22 protein-coding genes are annotated in these 25579 nt (G+C 59.5%); 6 read left to right on the top strand and 16 right to left on the bottom strand.

Annotated features, from left to right (window positions below):
- Positions 1–172 precede the first annotated feature (172 nt).
- A complete protein-coding gene (locus tag ACYZUD_RS07590; RefSeq protein ID WP_462023380.1) occupies positions 173–2164 on the bottom strand; it encodes a methyl-accepting chemotaxis protein in 1992 nt (663 codons plus the stop codon).
- Positions 2165–2360: 196 nt separating this feature from the next.
- Positions 2361–3356: an aldo/keto reductase gene (locus ACYZUD_RS07585; protein WP_462023379.1), complete on the bottom strand. Its 996-nt coding sequence runs from the start codon at positions 3354–3356 to the stop codon at positions 2361–2363.
- 119 nt (positions 3357–3475) lie between these two features.
- Here ACYZUD_RS07585 and ACYZUD_RS07580 point away from each other — a divergent pair, with 119 nt between their 5' ends.
- Positions 3476–4402 (top strand): LysR family transcriptional regulator, encoded by a 927-nt coding sequence (locus tag ACYZUD_RS07580; RefSeq protein WP_462023378.1) that lies wholly within the window; start codon positions 3476–3478, stop codon positions 4400–4402.
- A gap of 7 nt (positions 4403–4409) precedes the next feature.
- Here the strand turns inward: ACYZUD_RS07580 and ACYZUD_RS07575 are convergent, their stop codons facing one another.
- A complete protein-coding gene (locus ACYZUD_RS07575; protein WP_462023377.1) occupies positions 4410–4550 on the bottom strand; it encodes a hypothetical protein in 141 nt (46 codons plus the stop codon).
- Positions 4551–4718: 168 nt separating this feature from the next.
- On the opposite strand from ACYZUD_RS07575, the gene ACYZUD_RS07570 reads away from it, so the two are divergent.
- Positions 4719–4907, top strand: coding sequence for a hypothetical protein (locus ACYZUD_RS07570; protein WP_462023376.1), 189 nt, complete (start codon positions 4719–4721; stop codon positions 4905–4907).
- 17 nt (positions 4908–4924) lie between these two features.
- Here ACYZUD_RS07570 and ACYZUD_RS07565 read toward each other — a convergent pair whose 3' ends face one another.
- Positions 4925–5296 (bottom strand): fe2+ zn2+ uptake regulation protein, encoded by a 372-nt coding sequence (locus ACYZUD_RS07565; protein WP_462023375.1) that lies wholly within the window; start codon positions 5294–5296, stop codon positions 4925–4927.
- 252 nt (positions 5297–5548) lie between these two features.
- Here ACYZUD_RS07565 and pvdQ point away from each other — a divergent pair, with 252 nt between their 5' ends.
- A complete protein-coding gene (gene pvdQ, locus ACYZUD_RS07560) occupies positions 5549–7894 on the top strand; it encodes a bifunctional acylase PvdQ (RefSeq protein ID WP_462023374.1) in 2346 nt (781 codons plus the stop codon).
- Positions 7895–7948: 54 nt separating this feature from the next.
- On the opposite strand, the gene ACYZUD_RS07555 is transcribed toward pvdQ, so the two are convergent.
- Both ACYZUD_RS07555 and ACYZUD_RS07550 read right to left on the bottom strand, forming a co-directional pair.
- Positions 7949–8950 carry a FecR family protein gene (locus ACYZUD_RS07555; RefSeq protein ID WP_462023373.1) on the bottom strand — a complete coding sequence of 334 codons (1002 nt, stop codon included), beginning with the start codon at positions 8948–8950 and terminating at the stop codon, positions 7949–7951.
- A 96-nt stretch (positions 8951–9046) separates the two neighbouring features.
- Positions 9047–13870, bottom strand: a complete 4824-nt coding sequence (locus ACYZUD_RS07550; RefSeq protein ID WP_462023372.1) for a dermonecrotic toxin domain-containing protein — start codon at positions 13868–13870, stop codon at positions 9047–9049.
- A gap of 231 nt (positions 13871–14101) precedes the next feature.
- On the opposite strand from ACYZUD_RS07550, the gene ACYZUD_RS07545 reads away from it, so the two are divergent.
- A complete protein-coding gene (locus tag ACYZUD_RS07545) occupies positions 14102–15130 on the top strand; it encodes an Ldh family oxidoreductase (RefSeq protein ID WP_462023371.1) in 1029 nt (342 codons plus the stop codon).
- Positions 15131–15259: 129 nt separating this feature from the next.
- Here ACYZUD_RS07545 and ACYZUD_RS07540 read toward each other — a convergent pair whose 3' ends face one another.
- Complete coding sequence (locus ACYZUD_RS07540; protein ID WP_462023370.1) at positions 15260–15577, bottom strand: ElaB/YgaM/YqjD family protein; 318 nt, start codon at positions 15575–15577, stop codon at positions 15260–15262.
- 165 nt (positions 15578–15742) lie between these two features.
- On the opposite strand from ACYZUD_RS07540, the gene ACYZUD_RS07535 reads away from it, so the two are divergent.
- Positions 15743–15994 (top strand): hypothetical protein, encoded by a 252-nt coding sequence (locus ACYZUD_RS07535; protein ID WP_007937833.1) that lies wholly within the window; start codon positions 15743–15745, stop codon positions 15992–15994.
- Between the two features lie 42 nt (positions 15995–16036).
- Here the strand turns inward: ACYZUD_RS07535 and ACYZUD_RS07530 are convergent, their stop codons facing one another.
- Positions 16037–16951, bottom strand: coding sequence for a LysR family transcriptional regulator (locus ACYZUD_RS07530; RefSeq protein WP_462023369.1), 915 nt, complete (start codon positions 16949–16951; stop codon positions 16037–16039).
- Between the two features lie 86 nt (positions 16952–17037).
- Here ACYZUD_RS07530 and ACYZUD_RS07525 point away from each other — a divergent pair, with 86 nt between their 5' ends.
- Complete coding sequence (locus ACYZUD_RS07525) at positions 17038–17958, top strand: carbon-nitrogen hydrolase family protein (protein ID WP_462023368.1); 921 nt, start codon at positions 17038–17040, stop codon at positions 17956–17958.
- 102 nt (positions 17959–18060) lie between these two features.
- Here the strand turns inward: ACYZUD_RS07525 and ACYZUD_RS07520 are convergent, their stop codons facing one another.
- The 8 genes from ACYZUD_RS07520 to ACYZUD_RS07485 all read right to left on the bottom strand — a co-directional run bounded on the left by ACYZUD_RS07520 (position 18061) and on the right by ACYZUD_RS07485 (position 25480).
- Complete coding sequence (locus ACYZUD_RS07520) at positions 18061–18612, bottom strand: GNAT family N-acetyltransferase (RefSeq protein ID WP_462023367.1); 552 nt, start codon at positions 18610–18612, stop codon at positions 18061–18063.
- Positions 18613–18666: 54 nt separating this feature from the next.
- On the bottom strand, positions 18667–19140 hold the full coding sequence (locus ACYZUD_RS07515) for an LEA/WHy family protein (RefSeq protein WP_462023366.1): 474 nt from the start codon (positions 19138–19140) through the stop codon (positions 18667–18669).
- 138 nt (positions 19141–19278) lie between these two features.
- On the bottom strand, positions 19279–20358 hold the full coding sequence (locus ACYZUD_RS07510) for a nucleoside hydrolase (protein WP_462023365.1): 1080 nt from the start codon (positions 20356–20358) through the stop codon (positions 19279–19281).
- 167 nt (positions 20359–20525) lie between these two features.
- Entirely contained in the window at positions 20526–21842 is a 1317-nt protein-coding gene (locus tag ACYZUD_RS07505; RefSeq protein ID WP_462023364.1) for an MFS transporter, read from the bottom strand.
- A 270-nt stretch (positions 21843–22112) separates the two neighbouring features.
- Positions 22113–22745: an N-carbamoylsarcosine amidohydrolase gene (locus ACYZUD_RS07500; protein WP_462023363.1), complete on the bottom strand. Its 633-nt coding sequence runs from the start codon at positions 22743–22745 to the stop codon at positions 22113–22115.
- Positions 22746–22757: 12 nt separating this feature from the next.
- Positions 22758–23510 (bottom strand): maleate cis-trans isomerase family protein, encoded by a 753-nt coding sequence (locus tag ACYZUD_RS07495; RefSeq protein ID WP_149419787.1) that lies wholly within the window; start codon positions 23508–23510, stop codon positions 22758–22760.
- 18 nt (positions 23511–23528) lie between these two features.
- Positions 23529–24335 carry an alpha/beta fold hydrolase gene (locus ACYZUD_RS07490; RefSeq protein WP_462023362.1) on the bottom strand — a complete coding sequence of 269 codons (807 nt, stop codon included), beginning with the start codon at positions 24333–24335 and terminating at the stop codon, positions 23529–23531.
- Positions 24332–25480, bottom strand: coding sequence for an FAD-dependent monooxygenase (locus tag ACYZUD_RS07485; RefSeq protein ID WP_462023361.1), 1149 nt, complete (start codon positions 25478–25480; stop codon positions 24332–24334). Before ACYZUD_RS07485 ends, ACYZUD_RS07490 begins: the two co-directional genes overlap by 4 nt.
- Between the last annotated feature and the right edge of the window lie 99 nt (positions 25481–25579).

The raw sequence follows: 25579 nt of genomic DNA, 5'->3' as shown, positions 1-25579 counted from the left end.
TAATACATCAAACGCACAGCTTTTTGTGGCGAGGGGGCTTGCCCCCGTTCGGCTGCGAAGCAGTCGCAGAAATGGGTATGCGGTGTTTCTGGTAGATCGAGGCGAAGAATTGGGGTCGCTGCGCGACCCACCGGGGGCAAGCTCCCTCGCCACAGGGAGCTGCGTTCACATATCAGCGAACCTTGAAACGCCCCATGATCGCACTCACGCGGCTGTTGGCTTCCAGCAGTTGTTGGGTGTTGAGCTCGCTGGCCTGACCGCTTTTCACCAACTCATCCACCATGTGGCGGATTTGCACCATGCTGCGGTTGATCTCTTCGGTCACTGCGCTTTGCTGCTCGGCGGCCGTGGCGATCTGGGTGCTGAGGCCGTTGATGTGGCTGACGGAACCGGCCATTTCATCCAGACCGGTGTTGACCCGCGCCGTGGCATCGGCGGCCGACTGGCAGCTGGCTTGAGTGTTTTCCATGGCGCTCACCGACGAACTCACGCCTTGCGTCAGGCGGGTGAGCATTTCGTTGATTTCCGAGGTGCTGGCCTGAGTGCGGGCGGCGAGGGCGCGGACTTCATCGGCCACTACCGCAAAACCGCGACCCTGCTCACCTGCGCGAGCCGCTTCAATCGCCGCGTTGAGCGCCAGCAGGTTGGTCTGCCCGGCAATCGCGCCGATCACCCCGAGAATCTCGGTAATGCGCTGGGCGTCCTGCTGCATGCTTTCGACTTTATGGGTGGCGCTGGCCACTTCTTCGATCAACGCAATCACGCTGCTGGACGCTTCGCCCACCACCACCCGCGACCGGTCGGCGTTTTCGTTGGCGCGTTGGGTGAAGGCCGCAGTTTCGGCCGCATTCTGCGCAACGCTTTCGGCGGTCGAACTCATCTCGGTGATGGCGGTGACGGTCTGGTCGGTTTCCGAGGCGTGGCGCACCAGAATCTGGCTGGTGTGGGCGGAGGTGCGTTGCAGGTTGTCCAGGCTGGACGCCATGGCGCCGGTCGCCTGGGTGACTTCGCCGATCATGTTCTGCAGGTAGGCGATGAAGGCGTTGACCGAATGGCCGATGGCGCCCAGTTCGTCTTCGGCGCGGATGGTGATGCGCTTGGTCAGGTCGGCGTCACCGGCCGACAGTGCGTCGATGTTGGCTTTCAGGGCTTTCATGCGCTGGATCAGTTGGCGAATCGCGTAGATCTGCAGCAACACCAGCAGGATCACCATCGGGATTTGCAGCAGGCTCAACGTGCTCAGCACGTCGTCGCGCTGGGCGGTGATCAGTTTGGTCGGCAGGGCCGTGGCGAGGAACCACGGCGTGCCTTCGATCGGGCGCATGAAGAAGGTGTTGGCTTCGCCGTTGTTGTCGAATTCGACCCGCTGCGACTGGTCACGGTTTTGCAGGCCGGCTTTCACTTGACTGGCGAACGGCGAGTTGCCGGCCAGTTCGCTGATGTTCTTCAGCACGATGGGCCCGCTGATGCGCGAGCTGTTGCTGATGATCTTGCCGTCGGCCTCGACGATCATCATTTCGGCGCCGAGGTCTTTTTCCTTGCGCGCCACCAGGTCGTTGAAGAAACCCAGGGTCACGTCGATGGTCGACACGCCGTACGCCGCGCCATTTTTCTGGATGGCCATGGCGCAGTTGGTGCGTGGTTCGGCGCTGGCGTCATCTTTATAGGCGGCTGCCCAGGCACATTGGCCGCGCGGGGTTTGCATGCCGCCCTTGTACCAGGTCTGGTCGTAATAGTTGGGCGCGGCGTCGCTGTTCCAGAAGGTGTTGACCGCCAGTTTGCCCGAGGCGTCGCGGTGCCAGAAGGTGCTGAACTTGTTGCGCCCGGCTTCACGCTGGCCGGGCAGCGGCCAGATCCCGCCGCCGAAGACTTTCAGTTCGCCGTACTGGTCGACCAGACCCGGCAGGACGGTGTCGATGGCGGCGCTGTCGAGCAGGGGAATGGTCTGGGTGATGCTGCGCTGTTGCGCCTGAACCTTGTCCAGTTCGCCCTGGATTTGCTCGGCGACTTCGGCGATGCGGTTGAGGGCCACTTGTTCTTCGGTGTGGCGTAGCTTCGGTGCGACCAACTGGCTGATGCCGACCACGGTGAGGATGGACAACAACAGAATGAACAGGACCAGAAACAGCGTGTAGCGAGCCTGAATGGTACGAAATGCGGGCATGGGGCCGGTCCTTTAGCTGCGATCTCATTATGGTTAGCGGTATGAAATTCGGCGCTTCCATTGGGCTATCGGCCTGGAAAGATCGAGCTTTAGGTACGACCGTGCAAGAACGGGACGGGGTGACGGACGGTGGTCTTTGAACGTGGGGATACACATGAAATGGTCCACTCGAACCCTCGAGTGGACCTGGTACTGTTTACCGGTCGAGCAGCTTCATGACCTCTTCCGGGTAACGCAAACCTGCGGTGGCATTCGCCGGGAAAATCGCTTCCAGCGCTTGCAACTCTTCACGGCTGAGTTTGACCTCCAGTGCCGCCACGTTCTCCTCCAGGTATTTACGCTGTTTGGTCCCAGGAATCGGGATCAGGTAATCACCCTGAGCCAACACCCATGCCAACGCGAGTTGGCCCGCCGTCACGCCTTTTTCCGCCGCCAGGTCCTGAACTTGCTGCACCAGCAATAGATTTTTCGCGAAGTTGTCTCCCTGAAAACGCGGGCTGAACCGACGATAATCGTCTGCCGCGAAATCATCCGGGCTTTTCAGCGCGCCAGTCAGAAAGCCCCGGCCCAACGGGCTGTAAGGGATAAAGGCAATGCCTAGCCGCTGGCACGCTGCCAGACAGCCGTTTTCTTCCTGGTCACGGCTCCACAACGAATATTCGCTTTGCAGGGCGCTGATGGGATGAACCTGGTTTGCGCGTTCCAACGTTGCGACCGATGCTTCGCTCAATCCCAGGTAACGAACCTTACCGGTTTTCACCAGTTCAGCCATGGCGCCGACGGTTTCCTCGATGGCCACTTGCGGGTCGATACGGTGCTGGTAATACAAGTCCAGGGTGTCGACACCGAGGCGCTTGAGGGTGCCGTCGATAGAGGCACGGATGTATTCCGGGCGGCCGTTGACGCCGCGGGCGCCCGGGTTCGCCGGGTCGCGGACGATGCCGAACTTGCTCGCCAGGAACACTTGATCGCGTTTGCCGACAATGGCCTTGCCGATCAGTTCTTCGTTGGTGTGCGGGCCGTACATGTCAGCGGTGTCGAGCAGGTTGATCCCCAGCTCCAGCGCGCGATGCAGGGTGGCCGTGGCTTCGCGGGTGTCCACGCCGGTGGTGTAGAAATCGGTCATGCCCATGCAGCCCAGACCGATCGCGGAAACCTGCGGACCGTTTTTGCCCAGTTGTCGTGTTTGCATGAAATCAGCTCCCTGTGAATGTGAAAGCCCATTGTTGACCTCGACAGAAACAAGATAAACCGGCTAAAACTGCTATCACTGTTTGCAATTTCTAAATAATCAGCCGGTACGACAAAACAATGGACCGTTTCAACGCCATGCGCGTGTTCACCCGAATCGTCGAGCTGGGAGGCTTTGCCAAAGCGGCGGACAGCCTGCAATTACCCCGTGCCTCGGTGACTATTCTGATCAAGCAACTGGAGGCGCATCTGGGCGTGCAATTGCTGCAACGCACCACGCGCCAGATCAGCCTGACGCTCGACGGTGCCGCCTATTACCCCCGTTGCGTGCGGTTGCTGGCCGACCTGGAGGAAACCGAAGCGGTGTTCTCGGCGGCGCGCCACAACCCAAAGGGGTTGTTGCGCGTGGACATGCCGGCAGGCGTAGGGCGCTTGATCGTGATCCCGGCATTGCCGCAATTCACGGCCCGCTATCCCTTGATTGAACTGGAAATCGGTTTGAATGACCGGCCGGTCGACCTGATTCGCGAGGGCGTCGATTGCGTGCTGCGCGGCGGCTTGTCGCTGGACGATTCACTGGTGGCGCGGCCGCTGGTCATGCTGGATCAAGTTACCTGCGCCAGCCTCGACTATCTGCAACGTCATGGCACACCCCGGTGTCTGGCGGACCTGCAAGGGCATCAAATGGTCGAGTACGTTTCCAGTAGCAGCGGCAAGCGCTTCGGGCTGGAGTTTGTCGTCGATGGCCGAACCCAGCCGATCGATCTGCCCAAGCAGGTCTCGGTCAACAGCGCCGATGGTTATCTGGCGGCGTGCGAGGCCGGGTATGGCTTGGTCCAGACGCCGTACTATCACGTTGCCCGGCGCTTGAAGGAGGGAGGTTTGATCGAGGTGCTGAGGGAAGTGCCGCCACCGGCTATGCCGTTGACGGCGCTCTATCCTCCTCATCGGCAGCTGTCGCGACGAGTGCGGGTGTTCGTCGACTGGATGGTCGAGCTTTGCGCGCAACCGGGAAATGACTTTTTCAGGGATCAGTCAGGTCGCTGAAAAAGCATCAGCGATGTTGGTAGTAACCCGGTCCGCCACGGTCGTCGTAATGGTGGCCACCGTGCCATCCGCCGTGGGGGAAAATAATGCAGCCGCTCAGGGAAAGCAGGACAAGCAGGGGAATCAGCAGTGTGATTCGACGGAACATTTGAAAATCCTCATGGTTGTGCCGCAATGAAGCCAAAACTCTTCATCGGCTGTAACATGAGACCCCGTTTGCAGCGTCCCATCCCCGGAAAACAGTAGGGGCTTGGCATGCATTCGGATACAAACCGGATACATTTTTCAGGTTCAGGCTCACATTCAGGAAATGGCAATGACCCAGTCGCAACGTTTGAAATACTCGATTCTGATCGCCCTGGTGGTACTGGGGATCATGTTTGGCCTTTCCTATTTGCAGAATGCCGGCGTCATCAGCGAAAAGCTGTTCCAGTACATTGCCATTGGCGTGGCGGTGATCGTGGTGGTGGTCAATGGCGTGATGCGCCGCAAGGTCAAGCCCTGAGACGCACCAGGGCCCGATTACTCGTTGTGAAGCACGGCGGCAGCCTGCGGGTGCAGGCTGTAGCTTTTGTCCGGGTTCAGGGTAATCACACCTTCGCCGCACAAGCGTTTCAACACTTCACGCACGCTCAGAAAGGACAGGGGAATATCCAGGTCCAGCAGATGACTGTGCACGCCACGCACTCCCAGGCTGCGGTCGCTTTCGGCGGCTGTCAGCAAGGCGTCGATGACTTTCAGGCGAATCAGACTGGTCCGCAGGCCAAAGCTCTTGAGCAGAACCCTGATGCGCTCATTACCGTGGCGCTCGGTACGTTGATTGAACACGCCAGAGCCCAGGGTGGTGCCCATTGGCGCAGTGCTACCGTCCGTTGGCAGTTGCGAGTTGTACATTGCAAAAACTCCTTTTCAGAGCCTGAACCGGAAAATGTGATGGGTGCTCTCAATCAATAAGACGTACGAGCAACACAAATCATGAAGGCTCGAATGTAGAAATTTTGTCGCGAGCGCGTCATGAACCTGTAAGACCCCGCAGAAACGCTGTTCCGGGTCCTAAATTTTTGTCGTTTATTTCGTTCCTAGGGGGAGGCGCATTGCGTGTAACGACGCAGGGTGTGACCTTCGTTTTTTCGATCAGGAGCGAGCGTGATTATTTCCAGTCAGTTAACCAGGTTGAGCCTTGCGGGTGTGTTGCTGGGGTTGAGTGTTGCGGCAAACGCGCGCAGCCAGCCGGAGCCGGCGACGGCCGAGATCCGCCGGACCAGTTTCGGCGTGCCGCATATCCGTGCCGACAGCGAGCGTGGGCTCGGCTACGGCATTGGTTACGCCTACGCCCAGGACAACCTGTGCCTGCTGGCCAATGAGATCACCACGGTGAGCGGCGAACGTTCACGGTATTTCGGCCCGGACCAGTTCACGGTCGAAGAGCGCGAAAATTTGGTCAGCGATCTGTTTTTCAACTGGCTGAACACCCCGCAGGCTGTCTCCGCTTTCTGGAAGGCACAAACGCCGGAAATCCGTGATCTGGTTGAAGGTTATGCGGCGGGCTACAACCGCTCGCTGACAGAACGTCGGGCGCAGGGTCGGCCGCAGCAATGCCAGGGCGACTGGGTGCGCGAGATCACCGCACTGGATTTGGTCAAGCTGACCCGTCGTCTGCTGGTCGAAGGCGGCGTAGGGCAGTTTGCCGAAGCGTTGGCTGGTGCCACGCCACCCAAAGCCGTCGCTCAAACAGCAGGCGCCCCGGCGTCGTTCCAGGTGGCGGCTTCGCGCATGCAGCGCTTTGCCCTGGATCGCGGCAGCAATGCGGTCGCAGTGGGCAGTGAGCGTTCTTTCAATGGCCGCGGCATGTTGCTGGCCAACCCGCATTTTCCGTGGGTGGGCGGGATGCGTTTCTATCAGATGCACCTGACCATTCCCGGCAAACTGGACGTGATGGGGGCCGCATTGCCCGGTCTGCCGATGATCAACATCGGCTTCAACCAGCACCTGGCCTGGACCCACACCGTGGACTCGTCCAAGCATTTCACCTTGTATCGCCTGCAACTCGATCCCAAGGATTCGACCCGCTACCTGCTCGACGGCAAGTCCTTGCCGATGAAGAAACAGACCGTGACCGTGAACGTGAAACAAGCGGATGGCCAGACCCAAGCGGTTTCCCATGTGGTCTACAGCTCGCAATTCGGCCCGATCGTGCAGTGGCCGGGGAAACTCGATTGGGACAAGCAGTTTGCCTACAGCCTGCGCGACGCCAATCTGGATAACGACCGGGTGCTACAGCAGTGGTACGCCATGAACCGAGCCGTCAGCCTCAAGGCGTTGCAGGCATCGGTTCACAAGATCCAGGGCATCCCGTGGGTCAACACCCTGGCGGCGGACGATCAGGGCCAGACGCTCTACATGAACCTGTCGGTGGTGCCGAACGTCAATGCCGACAAACTGGCCAAGTGCAGCGATCCGCGGGTCGGGTTGCAGATGATCGTCCTCGACGGTTCCAACAGCGAATGTGCGTGGGACATCGACCCGAAGGCGGCGCAAAAAGGTATCTATGCGGCAGATCAGTTGCCGCAACTGTTGCGCAAGGACTTTGTGCAGCACTCCAACGATTCGGCGTGGATGGCCAACCCGGCGCAACCGCTCAGTGGTTTCTCTCCGCTGATCAGCCAGGACAGCCAGCCATTGGGGCTGCGTTCACGTTTTGCACTGGATCGCCTGGGAACATTGAACAAGGCTGGCCCGATTGCGGCGGCGGATCTGCAACGGATGGTGATGGACGATCAGGTGTATCAGGCGGCTCAAGTGATGCCGGACTTGCTGCAATTCTGCGCGGCGGACCTGGGCGCCGATGCGCCAGCGCTCACGCCGCTGTGTGCCAGTCTCAAGGCCTGGGACCGCAGTGCGAATCTGGACAGCGGCCTGGGGTTTGTCCATTTCCAGAACATCATGGAGGCGCTGCAGGAAACGCCTGATGTCTGGCGTGTCGGGTTCGATCCGAAAGATCCGCAACACACCCCGCGTGGCCTGGCGGTGGATCGCCCGGAAGTCGCCAAGGTTCTGCGCGAGGCGATGTTGGCGTCGGTTGAGCAGGTCAACAAGACGGGGCTCAAGGCTGATAGCCGCTGGGGCGATATTCAGGTGGTCAGCAGTGGCGGCCAACAGACGCCGATTCACGGCGGACCGGGCACGCTGGGGGTTTATAACGCCATTCAAAGCGTGCCGAGAACCGATGGCAAACGCGAAGTGGTCAGCGGCACCAGCTATTTGCAGGTGGTGACCTTCGATGACAAAGGGCCGCAGGCTCAAGGGCTGCTGGCATTCTCGTTGTCCAGTGATCCGACCTCGAAGTACGCCACGGACCAGACGCTGGCCTTTTCGAAGAAACAGTTGAGCGTGTTGCCGTTCACCGAGCAGCAGATCACGTCTGATCCGCAGTATCAGGCCCAGACCATCCGCGAGCAGGATGAAAAGGCCGGGAAGGTGGCCAAACAATAAAATGGCTGGTGCTTGAACCAACAATGAAGGCCGCGCCCGCAAGGGTGGCGGCCTTCAGCTTTTTGGGGTTTGCTGCGGAATGGAGTTGAGAACCGGGTTGCCGTCCTTGTTGCGGGTCAGGTAGACCGGCAGCACTTTGGGCAGGGACGCCACCAGGCTGTTGAGCTCTTTGATGTTATAGATGCCGCCGATGCGGATCGAACCGGTGCTGTTGTCGGCGACCATGAGCGGGTTTTCCAGGTAGCGGTTGATCAAGGGCAGCGCATCGTTCAGCGCCAGATCATCGAGTACCAGTTTGCCGCTGCGCCAGGCCAGTGAGTTGTCGTTGTCGTAGGTCTGACTGATCCGGGGCGTGAAGTCGCCTTGTTTATAGCTAGCCTGCATCGCAGGTCCGAGGCGCAAGCCATCACCCGGAAGGTCATCATTGCTGGTGACCAGCACCGACCCTTCGATCAGGTTCACTTTCACCTGATCTTCATACATCCAGACGTTGAACTTGGTCCCGGTCACCCGAATCCTGCCATCTGCCGCTTTGACGATGAAGGGATGGGCCGTGTCGTGGCTGACACTGAAGAAGGCTTCGCCTTTTTTCAGTGTCACTCGACGATGATCCTTGTAATTGCTGAATGTCAGCTCGCTGCCCAGGTTCAGTTCTACCTGACTGCCATCGCCCAGGGTGACGTGGCGGACATTGTCGCTCGCCTCGAAGTGCTGGTACGAATTGGGCAACCAGCCGAGGTTCCAGCCACTGTAGGCCGCCAGTGGCAGCGCCAGGGCACACACGGCGGCAGCGATGCCGAAGGTGCGCCAGGGCGTTGCAGGTTTGATGCGAGCCATCGGCACGACGGATTCAGGACGAGGCAAATCCCCTGCGATATCCCAGATCTCCAGCATGGCCTCGTACTCGAACGCATGAAGCGGATGAGCATCAAGCCATTGCTCGAACGCCTGACGTTCTTCAGCTGTGCAGTCGGTGGCGTGCAGACGCATGCACCAGTGCGCAGCGGCATCGGTGATGGCGTCATATTGGGCTTGCGAGAGAGGGTTGTCGGTCATTGACTCATCCTGATTTCCTGCATTCTAACCTTGGGGGAAGTCTGCGAGAACATCTGTCATGGCAATTACCCATCAAAGTGTCACTTATTTTCTGATTCACGGGGTGCTGGTGTGCAATTGGCGCCCCAGATGGGTGATCAGCCAGGTAACGCTGTCGGCGTTAGCCAGTTGTACCGCCAGCCTGATCAATGGATTTTTTTTGAAGGTTGTGCGGGCACCGCTCAGGTTGTCGTCGCCGGTCAAGGTCAAAATACGTTCCTTTATCCGATCAGTATCTTCATGAAGCGTACTGCCTAAGTCCTCCCACATGCCGTCATCAGGGTTCTGGACCTTGAACAGCTGTGTATAGGGCGTCTTGATTGACAGTGCGCTGTCCTGAAGGTCACCCAAAGCTGCCTTGAGATCACTGGCGAAAGCACTCGCCGTTCCTATCAGGTCGACGAAGGGTCTGCCTGCGTCGAGATAAGAAATGTCCTCGGTTTTGCCGTCAAGGTGCGAAACCTCATGGATCATGGTTGCCGCCCGGGCATGAGTATTAATGGGGAAAGCAGCGTCGGAGAGATGTTTGCGGTAGTAGTCATATTGGGGGGAGAAGAATTTCTCTGTCAGGTAAATTTTCCACTTTGTATCCTTTGGAATGGTGAAGCCAAAAGTGTTTTCTGTTTGATTCAGGAGTTTGCCGACCACAAAACGCTTGGAGTTCGGCTTTCTGAGTGAGGGGTCCAACAGCGCTGCAAAAATGTCACCCACTGCTTTTTCGAGCTTCTCCACGTGCGCGGGCAACACTGCAGCCACATCAATAAAATCCATGATGAGCTGATGCACGGGGGTGATCGTGCTGCCAGAAGTCTTCAGCAGTTGCAGGTTCCGAACGCTGTTCCAGGCATAGGTGGTTGCCAGATCCAGCGCCTCGTCAATCTGGCGAGCCTTTTGCGGGAAGAATTGGCGGATCTGGGGCATTCCATGTGCTTCGACATTCATGGTTTCCCAAATCGTCAACGCGGTCTTCATCCGGTTGACGAGGCTGAAGCGGGGCGCTGGTGTTTTCCTATCCAGAACCCATTGCTTCGATGCGTTCTGACGCAGGTAAGGGCCACTATTTTTTGTGTCGCTGATACGCCACCGCTTATCGTATTTTGCGATGGGATACACTTTGCCCTCCACCGGCCCGTAGTGTTTTTTTGTCGACGCATGAGTGTAGAGCCCAAGCCCGGCGTCGAGTGTCAGCGAACCCAGATCGATATCGACGCTCTCATGACGCTTCAACTGCGTGCGCTCGGGTGCAGTGATGTCGATGTCCTGCCATTTGAATCGGGTGTCGGGCATTTGCGGCGCCGGCGTGCTGGTCGTCGAAGACTGCTGCACTTGAGCCTCCAGCGATTGGCGCAACGTGGCAAGTTGTGCAATGCCGCTGATGAAGGCTCTGATTGCAGCCCCCCATTTGTGCGTTTGAAGGTCCTCGGCGGATTGCTTGATGTCGCGGTAACTGCGCCATACCGTGAGCGGGTAGGCAAGCTTGGCCGTCAGGAACGTAAACGCCTCATGCAGGTCTTCACCCAGCACATGCTTGATGGTTGCCCATTCGCTGTGCTTTTTGTCATCGGACTGACAACCGAGCAATCGGGCCAGTAACTCGGCATTGTCATTGAACAAGTGTTTGAACAGATTCCCCTTGATTGGATTGGACGCCAGCGTCACTTCGGTGAGGTGGTTACTGGTGGTCGCCATCCGGTATTTAACCGATGTGCGATCAGGCAGCGGCAGGTTCATGAGTACCCAGTCGAGCAGGCCGCCGCGAGTCTTCAGTTCTGTCAGCAGTTGTGTTTCATTTTTATATTCCTTCATCCCGTGCCGAGGGCTGTGAGGCGCGATAAGGACCTGTGGCGCTGTGCTATCGGCCGATGAGCCGACCAGATAAACGCCTGGCACTTTGATCGCTTGTCCGCTCTTGATACCTGTGAACTCAAGTGGGCGGATGATCGCGTGGGCACCGTCGACTGCTGCACGGGCTATGGCGTCGGGCATGTCCATGACTTGACGAATCAAATCAAACCCGGTTTCGCTCAGGCGTTCTTGCAGTTTTTCCGTGTGGGCATAGTGCATCAGCTGCCAGGGCAATTGGGCGTAAAAGCGCTTCCTGCGGTCCGTTGCGTTTGCCTGGGTGTCTGCAAAGGCTTCGTTCAATGTTTTCTGTTGATGTTCGCCCAGCTTCAGGTTTCGTATCAGGTCTCTGATATAGCTTTGGTCCATTTGCGCGGGAATCACGGTGGTATCCAGCGACACCAGTTTGAAATGGGTTTGGTCCAGATCCTTGAAGTGAGTCAATGCGAAGTCGGTCAGGGTTTGGGTGCTGGCCGCAGACCTTGAGCGTTCGCTGATCCGGATCTGGACCTTGTCCGGATCGATGTCGAAAGCGTCTGCCTTGAGCTGTTTTTCAAGTTCATGGTGCGCCGTACGCGCCAGGGAGCGTATGCCGGTGAGATAGTCCTTATCGTCGGTGACATTGTTGAGGTATTGCTGAAGCAGCTCCCCATGCAGTATCAGATCGTTGATGGACGCCTTGGCCAGCCAGGCCGGCAGCTTTTGCTGGGTCGTCAGGGACTGGGCAATGTCCGTCGCACGGTCTAGACCTGTCATCGGTTGACGCAGTGCCACCAGCTTCAGAAGACTGGCCCGGGCCGTCTCGGGCAGTTTCGTGGCCAGCGCATCGGTGACGCACGCTTGGTCCAACTGGACATAGGGCCTTTGCACGTGATCGAGAAAATACTCATCTATTCGCTGCAGCGGCGCCAGCGTGTAAGTCCGGCCGGGTAATCGCTCGCTACGTCCAAGGTTTTGCAGAAGGGTGGTGCGATCATCGTGGTTCTTGAGGCGTCGCTCTAATTCGGTCAATAACGGTGTCAATGCCTTATAGGCTTCAAATCCCGATGCAGGCGTCCACAAAATCGCCCTGCCCGAGTGCTCAGGGTCCAGACCTCCTCGTTCAGTCAGCACAAAACAACTCGCCAGTTTCAACGGATCCTCAGCATCGCTTGCCTTCAACGCCAGGGGAAATACGTCCGGAAAAAAACCGTTCAATGCCGCTCGCTGCAAGCGTACCGGGGTATCAAGCACGGTGTTGATGATCGCCTGTTCCGTCGCACCCAGGGTGCGCATGACGGCGTGCAGCTTCAATTCACTGCGCAATGCCGTTGACAGGGTGTGAGTGAAACTCGATTGCAGGCTACCGAGCGACGAATTGAGGAGGGACTGCGCCTCGGCAATCGTGCGGGTTGTTGCGGGAATGACCGGTTGGTTTTCGAGGAGTTGGTCGAGCGCCTGCTCAACGGAGGAGAGTCGTGCCAGTTGTTCTTTGGCCGACTCGGCGCGCACGGTGGCCGGTTGCGCGCTCCAGCGCTGGTCTGCGTGTGTACTCCAACGTTCTGCGGCATCGGCAGCCAGCAGTCGATCGTCAATCAGTCCCCGGACATCCAGTGCCTTGTCGAGCAAGGCATAGGGATCCTGGGTGCCTTCGCTTTCACGGTAACGGTTCAGCGCATGGGACAGATTGTCCCGTTGCTTGCCAAGGATGTCGGCCATCAACTGCGCAAACACCGGGCCGACGACGGGTTCGCCGACAATCACGCGCTCATCCGGCTCCAGTGATAGAAATGTGCCGCGTTCGTCCAAAGACATGAAATTGAGCAACGTGTCTTCATGCCCTTCGTTTTTCATCATCTCCAGGACGATTTTCCTGACCGCGGGCAGGTCGCTCGTTGCTTCGATGCCTCTGGACTGGGTGTACAGAAAACCCAGCGTGTCGCTGCTGCCGATCATCACGGTCGAGGCCAGCTCCGCGTAATGCTTGAAGGGCGCAGTGACACGCACTTTTTCGATGCGAAGAGGATTGTCGGAGTCAGGCTCGAGGCTGACTTTCATCAGTCGCAGGTATTCCTGCGTTGTTAAAACACCTTGCTGGCGCTGAAGCAAAAGCTTCACGTGAAAGGTGTCGCGCAAGCCCTCGGCAAAAAACTCCGAGCGTGACTGCCCATGGCTCATCGGTGTGTTCCAGAACGTCTTGAGCAGGCTTTGCAAGTGCGGTGTAAAACTTTGCGCGATCCCTTCGACTGCGCTTTCCCAGGCCTGATTATCGGCGTCGCTGCTCACATTGTGTTCGGGATTGGAAAAGACCCTGGAATCACCCGTCGGCCACTGGTTGGTCAGGTAGTAATGCAGCAGGGCCTCGCTCAGTGAATGCGAGGAAAGCGTGTGCTGGTGATCGCTGTCGTCGAAGGCTGAAATCGTGCTGACAAAGCTCTTGAGGCGAGTCAGGCGCTGGTCCAGTTTGGGGAACGGCTTGCGCAACACGTTCGTGAGGGTCTCCTCCAGCATCGATTGCAGTGTTGGCATTTTCACCAGCTCACCCATCATCGTCTTGATGTTCTGCGCCTGATTGCGCTCGAGTGTGAGCTCCTGGTCCTGGAACACCGCTGCTTCGATGGCCTGCGTGGCAATGTCTGGTGCCGTGGTGGCGGGTAAAGCGCTGCGTTGTTCGATGGAGAGAAAGCGCAGTAGCTCACGCTTTCCGGTGGTGTGCGCCAACCATTCCTTGATTTTGCTTTTGAGGTCGTCCATGCCCGCAAATTTGATCAGGCCTTTCCACGGCGTGTAGAGCGTGACTTCTCCATCGTCGGGCCGGCTCATGACAAAGGCACCGGCGAGGGGGATGTCCGGTTTATCAGGCACGCTTAAAAGCAACTGATCAACGTGCATGGGGCTGGTATGGGTCGTACGGGCATGATGGGTGGGCAGATAAACCACTTTTAGCCATTTCAGGTCATCAAGCGTGAGAACCAGTGCTTTTTCGCGATCACCGGGCTGTTTGGCATAGGCTGCACGGTCTGCCTCGTCGAAAAAATACGGCAGTGATGGATTACTCATGTTTTTTCCTCGATGTGCTGCGATCGGCGGTTAATCGCAGGCCGTTGGATTGAGGAAAAACAGTACGGTCCGTGAAAGGCCCGAGTGCGGTACATATTGCTTGATACGAACAGGCTGTCGAGACTTGACAGGACGCCGGTAAAACAGCGCTTAATCGGCGATTGTTTTTGGTTGCGCTGCAACCTCGTTCCACCCTGTTGCCCGTACTCAATAATAAAACTGGAGCGTCAGATGACCGCTACACCGGAAATGGCTACGCAAACCCTCGATTTTGACGCACTCGTTCTATTGCTTGAGCAAATTTTCCTGCGCCACGGCACGTCCGCCGATGTCGCCAGAACGCTGGCCCTCAACTGCGCCGGCGCCGAGCGCGATGGCGCCCACAGCCATGGCGTGTTTCGCATTCCCGGTTATGTCTCCACGCTCAAGAGCGGCTGGGTCAATGGCCGTGCCGTGCCGGTGGTTGAAGACGTGGCCTCGGGTTTTGTCCGGGTCGATGCCGGCAATGGTTTCGCCCAACCGGCCCTTGCGGCCGCACGCGCCTTGCTGGTGGAGAAGGCCCGCAGCGCCGGCATTGCGGTGCTGGCGATTCGTAACTCCCACCATTTCGCAGCCTTGTGGCCGGACGTCGAGCCTTTCGCCTATGAAGGGCTGGTGGCGCTGAGTGTGGTCAACAGCATGACCTGCGTGGTGCCTCACGGTGCCGATCGTCCGCTGTTCGGGACCAACCCGATTGCCTTCGCTGCCCCGCGGGCCGATGGTGAGCCGATTGTCTTCGACCTGGCCACCAGCGCTATCGCCCATGGCGATGTGCAGATCGCCGCGCGCAAGGGTGAGCGCTTGCCTGCGGGGATGGGCGTGGATGGCCTCGGCCAGCCGACCCAGGACCCGAAAGCGATTCTCGAAGGCGGGGCGTTGTTGCCGTTTGGTGGGCATAAGGGTTCGGCGCTGTCGATGATGGTGGAGCTGTTGGCTGCGGCGTTGACCGGGGGAAATTTTTCCTTCGAGTTCGACTGGAAGAATCATCCCGGCGCCAAGACACCCTGGACCGGTCAACTGCTGATCGTCATCGATCCGAGCAAGGCGGCAGGGCAGAACTTTGCCGAGCGCAGTCAGGAGCTGGTGCGGCAGATGCACGGTGTGGGGCTCAAGCGTCTGCCGGGTGATCGACGCCATCATCAACGGGCAAAGGCTGCGACTCAAGGGATTGCGCTCGATGCGCAAACGCTGGCGAATCTGCGGGAACTGGCGGCTTTTTGATACGAAAGTGAACCCCTGTAGGAGCGAGCGTGCTCGCGATGGTCGTTAACGAAAACGTGCGTTTACTGGGTAAACGCGGTGCTCAGGCGTCCATCGCGAGCACGCTCGCTCCTACAAAGGCAAATCAACTTAACGACGGCCCAGCAATAACCCGACCATCAAACCGAAACCGGCGGAGATGGCCACGGTTTGCCATGGATGACCGCCGATGTAGGTTTCGGTGGCTTCGACCGCAGGCAGTGTCCGGTCACGAACGCTGGTGACCGAGTTCCGGGCCTGCTGGAGCTTCTGGGCGATTTGCCCACGAAGTGTGTCCGCTTCCTCACCGACCAGTGAGGCGCTGCTTTTAAGCAGTTTTTCCGACTCTTCGATCAGAGCCTGAAGTTCGCTGAAAGCCTGATCCTTGATTTGATCTTCGGCGATTTGTGCGGCGGTTTTCCGGGCCATTGGGTTACTCCTTGCAGGTGAATGGGCAGTGAACAATGGAGTCTTTCGCCATTGAAAAAGTTGCAGCGAATGTGCGGGCTGACTCAATCCCGCATAAAAATCCAGCGCGGGACATTTCCTCCTACAGTGTAAGATGTCGCCTATTTTACGCAGCAGGTACTTCCCATGAGCTTCAATCTGGCCGACAAACCCCTTGCCGAGCGCGCTGCGCTTGAAGACGAGAAATCCCGTCTGTTCGAACTCTGGCAAAACAACCTGGGTAAAGCCAAAGGCGAGGCCGCCCGGTTGTTTGGCGAACGCGCCAAGCGCAAAGGCAAATGGGCCGAGTGGGTCCGTTCCGAGCTCGACGGCATGTCCCCCCCGGAATTCGCGAACATGGTGCGCAGTGAAGTGAATCGGCTGATGGCGGCCAAATAACCTCAGCCAGACCCCCATCCCTGTAGGAGCCTTCGGCAGCTCCTACGCGCTCGCAAAGCTCGCGACAATGGCCTCGCGCACTTTCAATACCACCGGATCAAGCTGCGTGCTGGTGCGCCAGCCCAGTTCGATCGGGTAACGCGGCAACGCCAAGGGGCAGGGCAGCAGCGCCAGGCCGCTGAGCGCTGCAATGCTTTGCGCGGCGTGTGCCGGAATGGTCGCCACCGCCTGACTGCCCTTGAGCAAATGCGGCAACGCTGCAAAGTGCGTGGTCGAGGCGCATACCCGCCGACTCAACCCCAGTGCAGCCAACCCTTCATCGGTGATCCCGATAAATCCTCCGGATGACACCAGAATGTGCTCGCGGGCGACGAACTCCTCAAGGCTGAGGGTCTGCTGGCCTTCGGTCAGGCTCCGCGGATCCACCAGACACAGATAACCCCCTTCACCCAGCACCTGGCGGCTGAGTAGCCGTTCGGCGAACCCGCCTGCGGTAATCGCCAGATCGATGCTGCGTTCCATCAACGCCTGGGCGACGATCTGGCTGTGGGTCTGCCGGAAGATCAGTCGCAGCTTCGGTGCGCAGACAGCGATGTGTTCGATCAATCGCCGTCCGTAGGCGATCTCGAAATCATCCGACAAACCGACAGTGACCGAGCGTCCGTCGTATTGATTGGCGGCCGGATCGACCATCGCCAGGCTCTGACGGCATTTGTTCAGGGCGTCGCTGACCACCGGTTTCAACTGATTGGCCTTGAGCGTCGGGGCCAGGCCCCGGCCAGTGCGCACGAATAGCTGATCGCCATACAGCTCGCGCAGACGACGCAACGCCGCGCTGACCGCCGATTGCGTCACCCCCAGACGCAGTGCGGCACGGCTGGCGCTGGACTCTTCGTGCAGGGCTTCGAAGACTTTGAGCAGGTTGAGGTCGACGGTGGCGATATTCATTGGGTTCATATCATTCAGCAGCGAATCGGGCTTTATTCATGATCCCGTGGCGCCTGAGAATGAGCAACACCTCATTAACTTCCGGAGTGACCGCCATGCCCAAGTCAATTGTTGCTGCGCTGCAAATCGGCGCCTTGCCCGGTGGCAAGGCCCAGACTCTGGAACAGATCCTGTCGTATGAAAACGCCATTCTCGAGTCCGGTGCCGCGCTGGTGGTCATGCCCGAAGCGCTGCTCGGCGGTTACCCCAAAGGCGAGGGCTTTGGCACTCAACTGGGCTATCGACTGCCGGAAGGTCGTGAAGCCTTCGCCCGCTATTTCGCCAACGCCATCGACGTGCCAGGGGCGGAAACAGAAGCGCTGGCCGGGTTGTCGGCGCGCACCGGGGTGAACCTGGTGATTGGCGTCATCGAACGTTCCGGCAGCACCTTGTATTGCACCGCGTTGTATTTCGATCCGCAGGCCGGACTGGTGGCCAAACACCGCAAGTTGATGCCCACCGGCACCGAACGGTTGATCTGGGGCAAGGGCGATGGCTCGACCCTGCCGGTGATCGACAGCCAGGTCGGGCGGATCGGCGCGGTGGTGTGTTGGGAAAACATGATGCCGCTGCTGCGCACCGCGATGTACGCCAAAGGTATAGAGGTCTGGTGCGCGCCAACGGTAGACGAGCGGGAGATGTGGCAGGTCAGCATGCGCCATATCGCCCATGAAGGACGCTGCTTCGTGGTCAGCGCCTGTCAGGTTCAGGATTCACCGCAAGCCCTGGGCGTGGAAATCGCCAACTGGCCGGCGGACCGGCCATTGATTGCCGGCGGCAGCGTGATCGTCGGTCCGATGGGCGACATTCTGGCGGGTCCGCTGCTTGGCGGTGCCGGTTTGCTCACGGCACAAATCGACACCGACGACCTGGTGCGCGCACGTTACGACTATGATGTGGTCGGGCACTACGCGCGCCCGGACGTGTTTGAGTTGACAGTGGATGAGCGTGCCAAGCCCGGCGTCCGGTTTGTCTGACATATGACCCCCTGTAGGCGCTGCCGAAGGCTGCGATCTTTTGGCAATTTTGAATAGGATCAAGATCAAAAGATCGCAGCCTTCGGCAGCGCCTACAGGGGGTCATTTGTTTCTACTTTGGAGCCACTCTTCACGGGTGATTTCCCAGATATCTCTCGGGAATCGCCCGCTGACGAAGTTGCCCTCATCCGTGCGGATCAGGCGCATGCCGGTACGCTCCGAGAGTTTGCGCGAGCCGATGTTGGGTGTCGCTTTCGGCACGCGCAGCACCGACCGGCCAAGGGTTTCGAACCAGTACGCGGTGACGGCTGCACTGGCTTCGGCCATCAGACCCTGGCCTTGCCATTGAGGGCTGAGCCAGAAGCCCCGGTTGTTGTCCTGCTCGTTCATCAGGCTGACATTGCCGATCAGTTGATCGGGTGCCGATTTCAAGCGGATCGACCAGTGCCATTCCTCGCCACGGGTAATCGCCGGCAGGGCGTTATCACGCAGGTAGGTCAGCGCACCGTCGGCGGGATAGGGCCAAGGGACGAAGGCGTTCAGATAGCGCACCACTTCCCAGTACGGGAACTGCTGCTGGATCGCCTCGGCATCGGCCAACTCCAGCGGGCGCAGGATCAGGCGTTCGGTGTGGAGCGTGGGGGTTGCTTCCATAGTCAGTGTTGCCTCCTTGTGCATCCCTAATAAACGTTAGCGCCAGCCGAGAATTTACCGAGTTGTGGCGTTCGGCCCCGGCAGGCTGAGCTTACCACTGTCGACAAACCGCATCGTGCCAAACAAGCCGCCGGCCAGTTTACCCCGCAGGACGTAAGGCAGGTTGTTCAGGGTTTGCGTCTGGCTCAGGCCCAATGTCTGGCGCAGCACCGAGAACGCCGAAACGCTCACTGGCACTGTCAGTACGGTTTCCGAAAAGCGTGCAATCGAGCCCGCCTGGTCGCTGACGCCCGAGGCGAGTGGCTGGCCGTTGACCTCCAGGTCCAGGGCCACGCCGTTGTAGTCGATGGCGCTTTCATTGGGGTTTTGCACGCGTATTTTCACGGCAAACCGCACTTCCATGTCCTGGCTTGGCAGCGGTTCGAAACCGACCACGTTGATGTTCAGCGGATCACGATTGGGGAGCAGGGCGCAGGCGCTCAGGGAGAGCAGCAGCAACGAGAGGGGTACAGCGAGGAGTCTGCGCATGACGGGGCTCTCGACAGAAAAAGGGACCGAACAGCTGACGGCTCGACCCTTGAGTAACGTTCAGCGGTTCACCTGTGCGACTCCATTTACTGTGAGGGGTTCGCTGCAGGCTGTCACTTGTTCATGATCGACGCGACCTCAGGGGCCCTTGATCGGCGTCGGCAAGGTCACCAGGCTCACGTAATGATCCCAGAATTTCTTCTGGTCGATGGCAAACACCACCTTGGCTTTTTGCGTGCCCACGGGCGGGCTTTTCTTGTAACCCAGGGCCCGGCCGTAATCGGCGCCGAACTGGGCATTCACATCGACCCACAGCTCGCGGGATTCGGTGACGATACCCGGCTCGACCAGAAACAGCGCGGGCAGGCTGTCCCAGGTGAAACTGTGATACGCCGGGTCCTTGCTGAACAACGGCGCGAACTCGTGTTTATACAGATCGGCAATCGGACCCGGGTGGGCGATGACACGCTGATAGACCGAGGCGTCGAAGGTGACCTTTTCGCACACATCGTTGGGGAAGATCACATGCTCGATGGGCGAGCGCAGGACGATCTTCGCGGCCTCGGGGTCGAACCACCAATTGAATTCGGCGGCCGGTGTGGTGTTGCCCGGAATCTCGATGGCCCCGCCCATGTACACGATGCGTTTGATCAGCGGCACGATGTCGGGAGCGGAGCGGATGGCCAGGGCAATGTTGGTCAGCGGACCGACCGCCAGCAGCGTCACTTCATGGGGATTGGCGCGCACACTGTCGATGATGAACTGCGCGGCGGTTTCCTTGCGCAATGGGGTGTGGGTCGCGAGGCCATCGGGTGGGGCGATCAATTGCGCGGCGGATGTCGGTCGCGGCGCTTTGAACGCACCCGGCCAACCGGCACCGAACAGCGCCTGTTCCTGCGGGTAGGTGGCGAAGTCATGCAGCAGCGGATAGGCCGCGCCGGAATACACCCCGACCTCCTTTTCCACGCCCATGCGCTCCACCGCCTTGAGGGCATCGACCTGTTCCTGGTCGACCCAGGCGTTGCCGCTGACCAGGGTCATGCCGAGCAGGTCGATGCGTTTCTGGGCGTGGAGCTGGGCGAGCATGATGAAGGCCTGTCCGTCATCGTTGAGCACGTTGAAGTCGGTGTCGAAGATGACTTTTTCCGCCGCTTGCAGGGAACCGGCGCAGAGGCCGGCAGCGACAAGCAGGGCGCAGCGTTTGATGAAACCTTGCATGGAAATTCACCTGAGCATTTAGGTTCAAGGGCTGTTGTAGAGGTTGCTGGCCCACCGCGTGCAATGTAGGAGCTGGCGAAGCCTGCGATCTTTTGATCTTGTTTTTTTATGGCCCAATGTCAAAAGATCGCAGCCTGCGCCAGCTCCTACAGAAGCGGTGTGTGGCGTCAGCGGTTGACCAGTTTGGCCGGCAAGGCGATCACCAGGAAACTGCTGAGAATCAGGCAGCCGGCGAAAAACCACAGCGCGCCGGCGCTGCTGCCGGTGACGTCGATGGCCACTCCCATCAGCGAGTTGCTGACCAGCCCGGCGATGTTTGCCAGCGAGCAGGCGAGGGCGAAGCCGGTGGCCGCCGCGGTGCCCTTGAGAAAGGTTGCCGGCAGGCTGAAGAACACCGGCACTGCGCCGATGATCGCCGCCGAAGCGACGGCGAACAGCGCCACGGTCGCGACCACGTTGTGGACGAAGAACGGCGCGCTGGCCATGGCCGCTGCACCCACCAGGAACGGCACGATGATGTGCCAGCGGCGTTCGCGGTGCTTATCGGAACTGGCGCCGATCAACAGCATGCCCAACAACGCGGCGATGCTCGGCAGCGCGGTGAGGACGCCGATGTGGAACGTATCGACGACACCGGCGTTGCGAATGAAGGTCGGCATCCAGAACCCCATGGCATAGGCGCTGAGCAGAATCGAGAAGTCGATCCCGCCGAGCATCCACACTTTCAGGTTGAAAAAACCGTCGCGGAAACTGTGTTTGCTGCCACTGCCACTGGCACTGGCCTCATCGGCCTGCAGTTCCTGGTCCAGCAGGGCTTTCTCTTCGTCGTTGAGCCATTTGGCCTGGCGATAGTTGTTAGGCAGCGCCCAGAAGGTCAGCACACCGAGCAAGACGCTGGGTACCGCTTCGATCAGGAACAGCCACTGCCAGCCATGCAGGCCGCCAAAGTTATCGAAATAACCCATGACCCAGCCGGACAGCGGGCCGCCAATCACGCTGGACAACGGCAGGCCGATCATGAACAGCGCGATGATGCGGCCCCGGCGATAGGTCGGAAACCACGTCGTCAGGTAATACAGCACGCCCGGCAAGAAGCCGGCTTCGGCGGCGCCGAGCAAGAAGCGCAGGATGTAGAACTGCGTCGTGGACGTCACGAGCATGGTGCAGGCCGAGAGCAGGCCCCAGGTGATCATGATGCGGGCGATCCAGATCTTGGCGCCGACTTTTTCCAGGACCAGGTTGCTGGGCACCTCGAACAGGATGTAGCCGACAAAGAACAGGCCCGCACCCAGGCCGAAGGCGGTTTCGCTGAAGTGCAGTTGGTCGAGCATCTGCAGTTTGGCGAAGCCGATGTTGATCCGGTCGAGGTACGCGGCCAGGTAGCAGAAGCACAGGAAAGGGATCAGCTTCCAGGTGATCTTGTGGTAAAGCGCTTGAATCGGGTCGGCGACCGTGGTCGCAGGTGCTGCATTCGCAATGGGCATTGGGTGTCTCCTGGCGGTGACTTATGGTTTTTATACTGCCGCTTTTTTCCAGCGCTCTGGCGCGCTGTAGCAAGCGACATCCAAAGGCAGTGTCAGAAGACTGAGGACCCGCTTTTGCAGGAGCGAGCTTGCTCGCGAAAAACGTCAAGGCCCCGCGTTCATCCAGGTTGGGGTTATCGTTGACGACCATCGCGAGCAAGCTCGCTCCTACAGGGGGAGCTCCTCAGTTTTTTCAAGACCACGCTCTCTGTCGTGGTTCTTTGTGCAGCCTTATTGCTCCTTGAAACGGGCGATCGCCTCCTGCTTGCTGACGACATCGCCGTATTTGCTGTCGATGTCGAACAGGTTCGCTTCATGGGGCGCCGGATGCCGGTCGCCGACGCACTCGCGCACGACGATGGTGCGAAAACCGTGTTGCACCGCGTCCACCGCGGTCGCCCGAATACAGCCGCTGGTGGAGCAACCAGCCAGCACCACGGTATCGATGCCTTGGGCGTGCAGCATCGAGGCCAGGCTGCTGCCGAAAAAGGCACTGGCGTACTGCTTGCTGATCACCACTTCATCCTCACGGGGTACTACTTCTTCGCAAAACGCCGCCAAGGGGTTGCCTTCGACCATGTCTTTCATCACCGGGGCCTTTTTAACCCAGATGCCGCCGTCGGCGAAATGGCCGGGATGGTAGCGGATATTGGTGTGCACCACCGGGATGCCATGACGCCGGGCGCTGGCCAGCAACTCGACGCTTTCGGCCACGGCACTGACCACGCCGGGAGCAAACAGCGGCGCCCCTTCGGTGGTGTAGCCGCGCATGAAATCGATCATCAGCAACGCGGCTTTCTGGCCGAAACCGATGCGCTGGCCCCACACGCCCTGGTAATTGTCGTTGGCGGTTTGTTCGCTCATGTCGCTCACCTCTTAATAAGCGCCGGAGAGCAGGGCACCGGCACCGGGAACGATGGGTTCCAGGTCCAGGGCCTTGAGCATGGCGTAGGTGGTGGCAATGGCGGCGGTGAGCACCGGTTTGCCGGTTTGCGCTTCGACTTGCGCCACCACCGGCAGCGACTGCATCTGCACGCACGCCGAGAGCACGATCACATCGACGCCTTCCAGGTTCATGCCAGCAACGATGCCTGGCAGATTGGCCGGGTCGTGACGGGCCACGGCGAGGTTGTCGGGAATCTCCAGTGCGCGCCAGTCCACGACTTCGAAGCCTTCTTCGCGAATGTAATCCACCACCAGTTCGGTCAGCGGCTTCATGTACGGCGCGACGATGGCGATGCGTTTGGCGCCCAGCACTTTCAGGCCTTCGATCAAGGCGCCGGCACTGGTGATCACCGGGGCGTTGCCGTCGTTATCGGCAGTGGCCTTGCGCAAGCGCTGCTCGGATTTACGGTGATAACCCAGACCCATGGCCATGATCGCCACCAGGCATGCGTAACCGAGCACGTCGACCTTGGCGTCAGACAGTTCCACGGCGCAGCGGTCGGATTCGCCATCCATCGCCGCCAATTCTTCCTTGCGCACTTGCTTCATGCGCATGCGGCTGGAGTGAAAGGTAAAGCGCTCCGGACGGATCAACTGACGCGCAGTGAGCATCGCCGGGATCTCGGTCTCCATGGTGGTGTTGGAGCTCGGCACGATCTGGCCGATGCGGTAAGGCTTGAGCATAAGAGTCTCCGAATGCATTTAATTCAGGCGTGGGCCGAGGAAGTCACCGAATGCCGCGAAGAAGCCTTCGAGGTCATCCCAGGGAATCATGTGCCCGGCGTTTTCCACGTGGACGCTGCGAATGTTCGGTTGCAGGTCGAGGATTTCCGCTTCGTCTTCGGGCTGAATCACGCCGCCGCGTCCGGCGATCATCAGCAGTGCGGGCGCCTCGAGTTTCGGCAGGTCCTGGTGGAAGTCCACGTCGTGGAAATCGTTGAAAGCCCTGACGATTGCCGGCTCGTAGCAGGTGTGCAGCCACTCGGCGCGCAGTTGCAGTTGCTCATCGGTCCAGGTGGCGCAAAAGGCGCGCATCGCCTCGGCATCCATTCCGATCAATGACTGGCGGATCGAGTCCACGTACCACGGCAGTTTGCTCGGGTATTCACGCCGCCCGGGGCCGGACACCGGCGGATCGATCAGCACCAGGCGGTTCACCCCGGCCGGATGACGCACGGCGCTGCGCACCGCAAACCGCGCGCCCATGGAGTGGCCGACCAAGTGGTAGCCGTCCAGCTTCATGGCTTTGGCGAAAGCACCGATGTCGTCGGCACAGGCGTCAGCGCTGTAGTCCAGTTCCGGGCCGGTGGAAGAGAGGCCGCGACCGCGAACGTCGAGCACATACGTGTCGAAATGCTCGCCAAGACGCTCCGCGACAAACCCCCAGGTAATCGCCGGGCTGGTGATGCCGGGAATCAGAATCAGCGCCGGGCCTTTGCCGCCGTAGCGCAGGTAGTGCTGGCGAATGCCATTGGCCTGGACGTTGCCGCCATGGACGAAAGTACTCACGCGGCCACCCCCGATTTCAGCGGTTGGGCGTACAGGTCGTAACCGTAGACCCAGGCCGGATCTTCCTGGGTGCGCAGCCAGGTGTTGGCGTTGGACACCGATTGCACCCGGGAGGCGCGTTCCTTGCGGTTGGCTTCGTAGAGCTGGAACGCGGTGCGGTAGTCGCCGAGCCCGGTTTCCTGCAGGCAGCGAGTGAGCATCGCGGCGTCTTCGATGGCCATGCCGGCGCCCTGGGCCATGTGTGGTTTCATTGGGTGGCAAGCGTCACCCAGCAGCACCAGTCGACCACGGCTCCACAGCGGCAGCGGATTACGGTTGCGCAACGGCCACTTGGTGACGCTGTCGGTGGATTCGATCAGCGCCTGCACCGTCGGGTGATAACCCTCGAACGCCTCGAACATTTCTTCACGGCTGCTATCCACGAACGCGCCCTGGAAATCCCACTCCGGGTGCGGCACGCCGGTGACGTAGTAGTACTCGTCGCGCTTGCCGGTGGTGTAGTAGACCATCATGTGCCGGTCCTCGGTCCACCACTTGATGCAGTCCTCGAACTTCAGGTCGTACTTGGCCAGTTGCTCGCCACGGATCAGTGCGCGGTGTGCCACCCAGCCGCTGTACAACGGTTTTTCCGCGCCGAGCAACTCTTCGCGAATTTTTGAATTGATGCCGTCGGCGCCGATGACGATGTCGGCGTAGGTCACTTCGCCGTCACTGAAGGTCAGGCGCACCTGGCTGTCGGTTTCTTCGAGGGTTTCCAGACGCTTGTTGAAGTGCACGGTGCCGGGCTTGATCGTCGACATTTGCAAGGCGTGCAAATCGCCGCGGTGCACGGTGATGTAGGACGCGCCGTATTCCTTGCGAGCGAAATCTCCCAGCGGGATGCGTGACATGTAATCGCCACTCAAGCCGTCACGGCTGAACCAGTGATCCGGGTGCGACCCCATCAGGTCGAGCTGCTGCTCGATGCCCATGCGCCGGAAGATTTTCATGATGTTCGGGCCCATGTGGATCCCGGCGCCGAGGCGGGAGAACTCCGGGGCCTGTTCGTAGATGTCCACCTGGAACCCGGCTTGTTGCAGCAACGTCGCAGCGGCTGCACCGCCCAGACCTGCACCGACGATGGCGATTTTTTGTGTACTTGCCATGGGGCTTGTTCCTCTTCTTCGAATGGTCGCTGGCTGTGTCGCCGCAAGATTTTTAAAGTGTATACGCTGTATTTTTGAAAAATAAAGAGCCGCTTTGAA

The organism is Pseudomonas sp. XS1P51, from assembly GCF_054897845.1.
The sequence above is the reverse complement of the archived record's forward strand: the minus strand, read 5'-3'. Positions and strand labels throughout refer to the sequence as shown.

Excerpts from the sequence above, each read along its gene's own strand:
- ACYZUD_RS07590 (WP_462023380.1), bottom strand. The coding sequence starts at position 2,164 with ATGCCCGCATTTCGTACCATTCAGGCTCGCTACACGCTGTTTCTGGTC.
- ACYZUD_RS07585 (WP_462023379.1), bottom strand. The coding sequence starts at position 3,356 with ATGCAAACACGACAACTGGGCAAAAACGGTCCGCAGGTTTCCGCGATC.
- ACYZUD_RS07580 (WP_462023378.1), top strand. The coding sequence starts at position 3,476 with ATGGACCGTTTCAACGCCATGCGCGTGTTCACCCGAATCGTCGAGCTG.
- ACYZUD_RS07575 (WP_462023377.1), bottom strand. The coding sequence starts at position 4,550 with ATGTTCCGTCGAATCACACTGCTGATTCCCCTGCTTGTCCTGCTTTCC.
- ACYZUD_RS07570 (WP_462023376.1), top strand. The coding sequence starts at position 4,719 with ATGACCCAGTCGCAACGTTTGAAATACTCGATTCTGATCGCCCTGGTG.
- ACYZUD_RS07565 (WP_462023375.1), bottom strand. The coding sequence starts at position 5,296 with ATGTACAACTCGCAACTGCCAACGGACGGTAGCACTGCGCCAATGGGC.
- ACYZUD_RS07555 (WP_462023373.1), bottom strand. The coding sequence starts at position 8,950 with ATGACCGACAACCCTCTCTCGCAAGCCCAATATGACGCCATCACCGAT.
- ACYZUD_RS07550 (WP_462023372.1), bottom strand. The coding sequence starts at position 13,870 with ATGAGTAATCCATCACTGCCGTATTTTTTCGACGAGGCAGACCGTGCA.
- ACYZUD_RS07545 (WP_462023371.1), top strand. The coding sequence starts at position 14,102 with ATGACCGCTACACCGGAAATGGCTACGCAAACCCTCGATTTTGACGCA.
- ACYZUD_RS07540 (WP_462023370.1), bottom strand. The coding sequence starts at position 15,577 with ATGGCCCGGAAAACCGCCGCACAAATCGCCGAAGATCAAATCAAGGAT.
- ACYZUD_RS07535 (WP_007937833.1), top strand. The coding sequence starts at position 15,743 with ATGAGCTTCAATCTGGCCGACAAACCCCTTGCCGAGCGCGCTGCGCTT.
- ACYZUD_RS07530 (WP_462023369.1), bottom strand. The coding sequence starts at position 16,951 with ATGAACCCAATGAATATCGCCACCGTCGACCTCAACCTGCTCAAAGTC.
- ACYZUD_RS07525 (WP_462023368.1), top strand. The coding sequence starts at position 17,038 with ATGCCCAAGTCAATTGTTGCTGCGCTGCAAATCGGCGCCTTGCCCGGT.
- ACYZUD_RS07520 (WP_462023367.1), bottom strand. The coding sequence starts at position 18,612 with ATGGAAGCAACCCCCACGCTCCACACCGAACGCCTGATCCTGCGCCCG.
- ACYZUD_RS07515 (WP_462023366.1), bottom strand. The coding sequence starts at position 19,140 with ATGCGCAGACTCCTCGCTGTACCCCTCTCGTTGCTGCTGCTCTCCCTG.
- ACYZUD_RS07510 (WP_462023365.1), bottom strand. The coding sequence starts at position 20,358 with ATGCAAGGTTTCATCAAACGCTGCGCCCTGCTTGTCGCTGCCGGCCTC.
- ACYZUD_RS07505 (WP_462023364.1), bottom strand. The coding sequence starts at position 21,842 with ATGCCCATTGCGAATGCAGCACCTGCGACCACGGTCGCCGACCCGATT.
- ACYZUD_RS07500 (WP_462023363.1), bottom strand. The coding sequence starts at position 22,745 with ATGAGCGAACAAACCGCCAACGACAATTACCAGGGCGTGTGGGGCCAG.
- ACYZUD_RS07495 (WP_149419787.1), bottom strand. The coding sequence starts at position 23,510 with ATGCTCAAGCCTTACCGCATCGGCCAGATCGTGCCGAGCTCCAACACC.
- ACYZUD_RS07485 (WP_462023361.1), bottom strand. The coding sequence starts at position 25,480 with ATGGCAAGTACACAAAAAATCGCCATCGTCGGTGCAGGTCTGGGCGGT.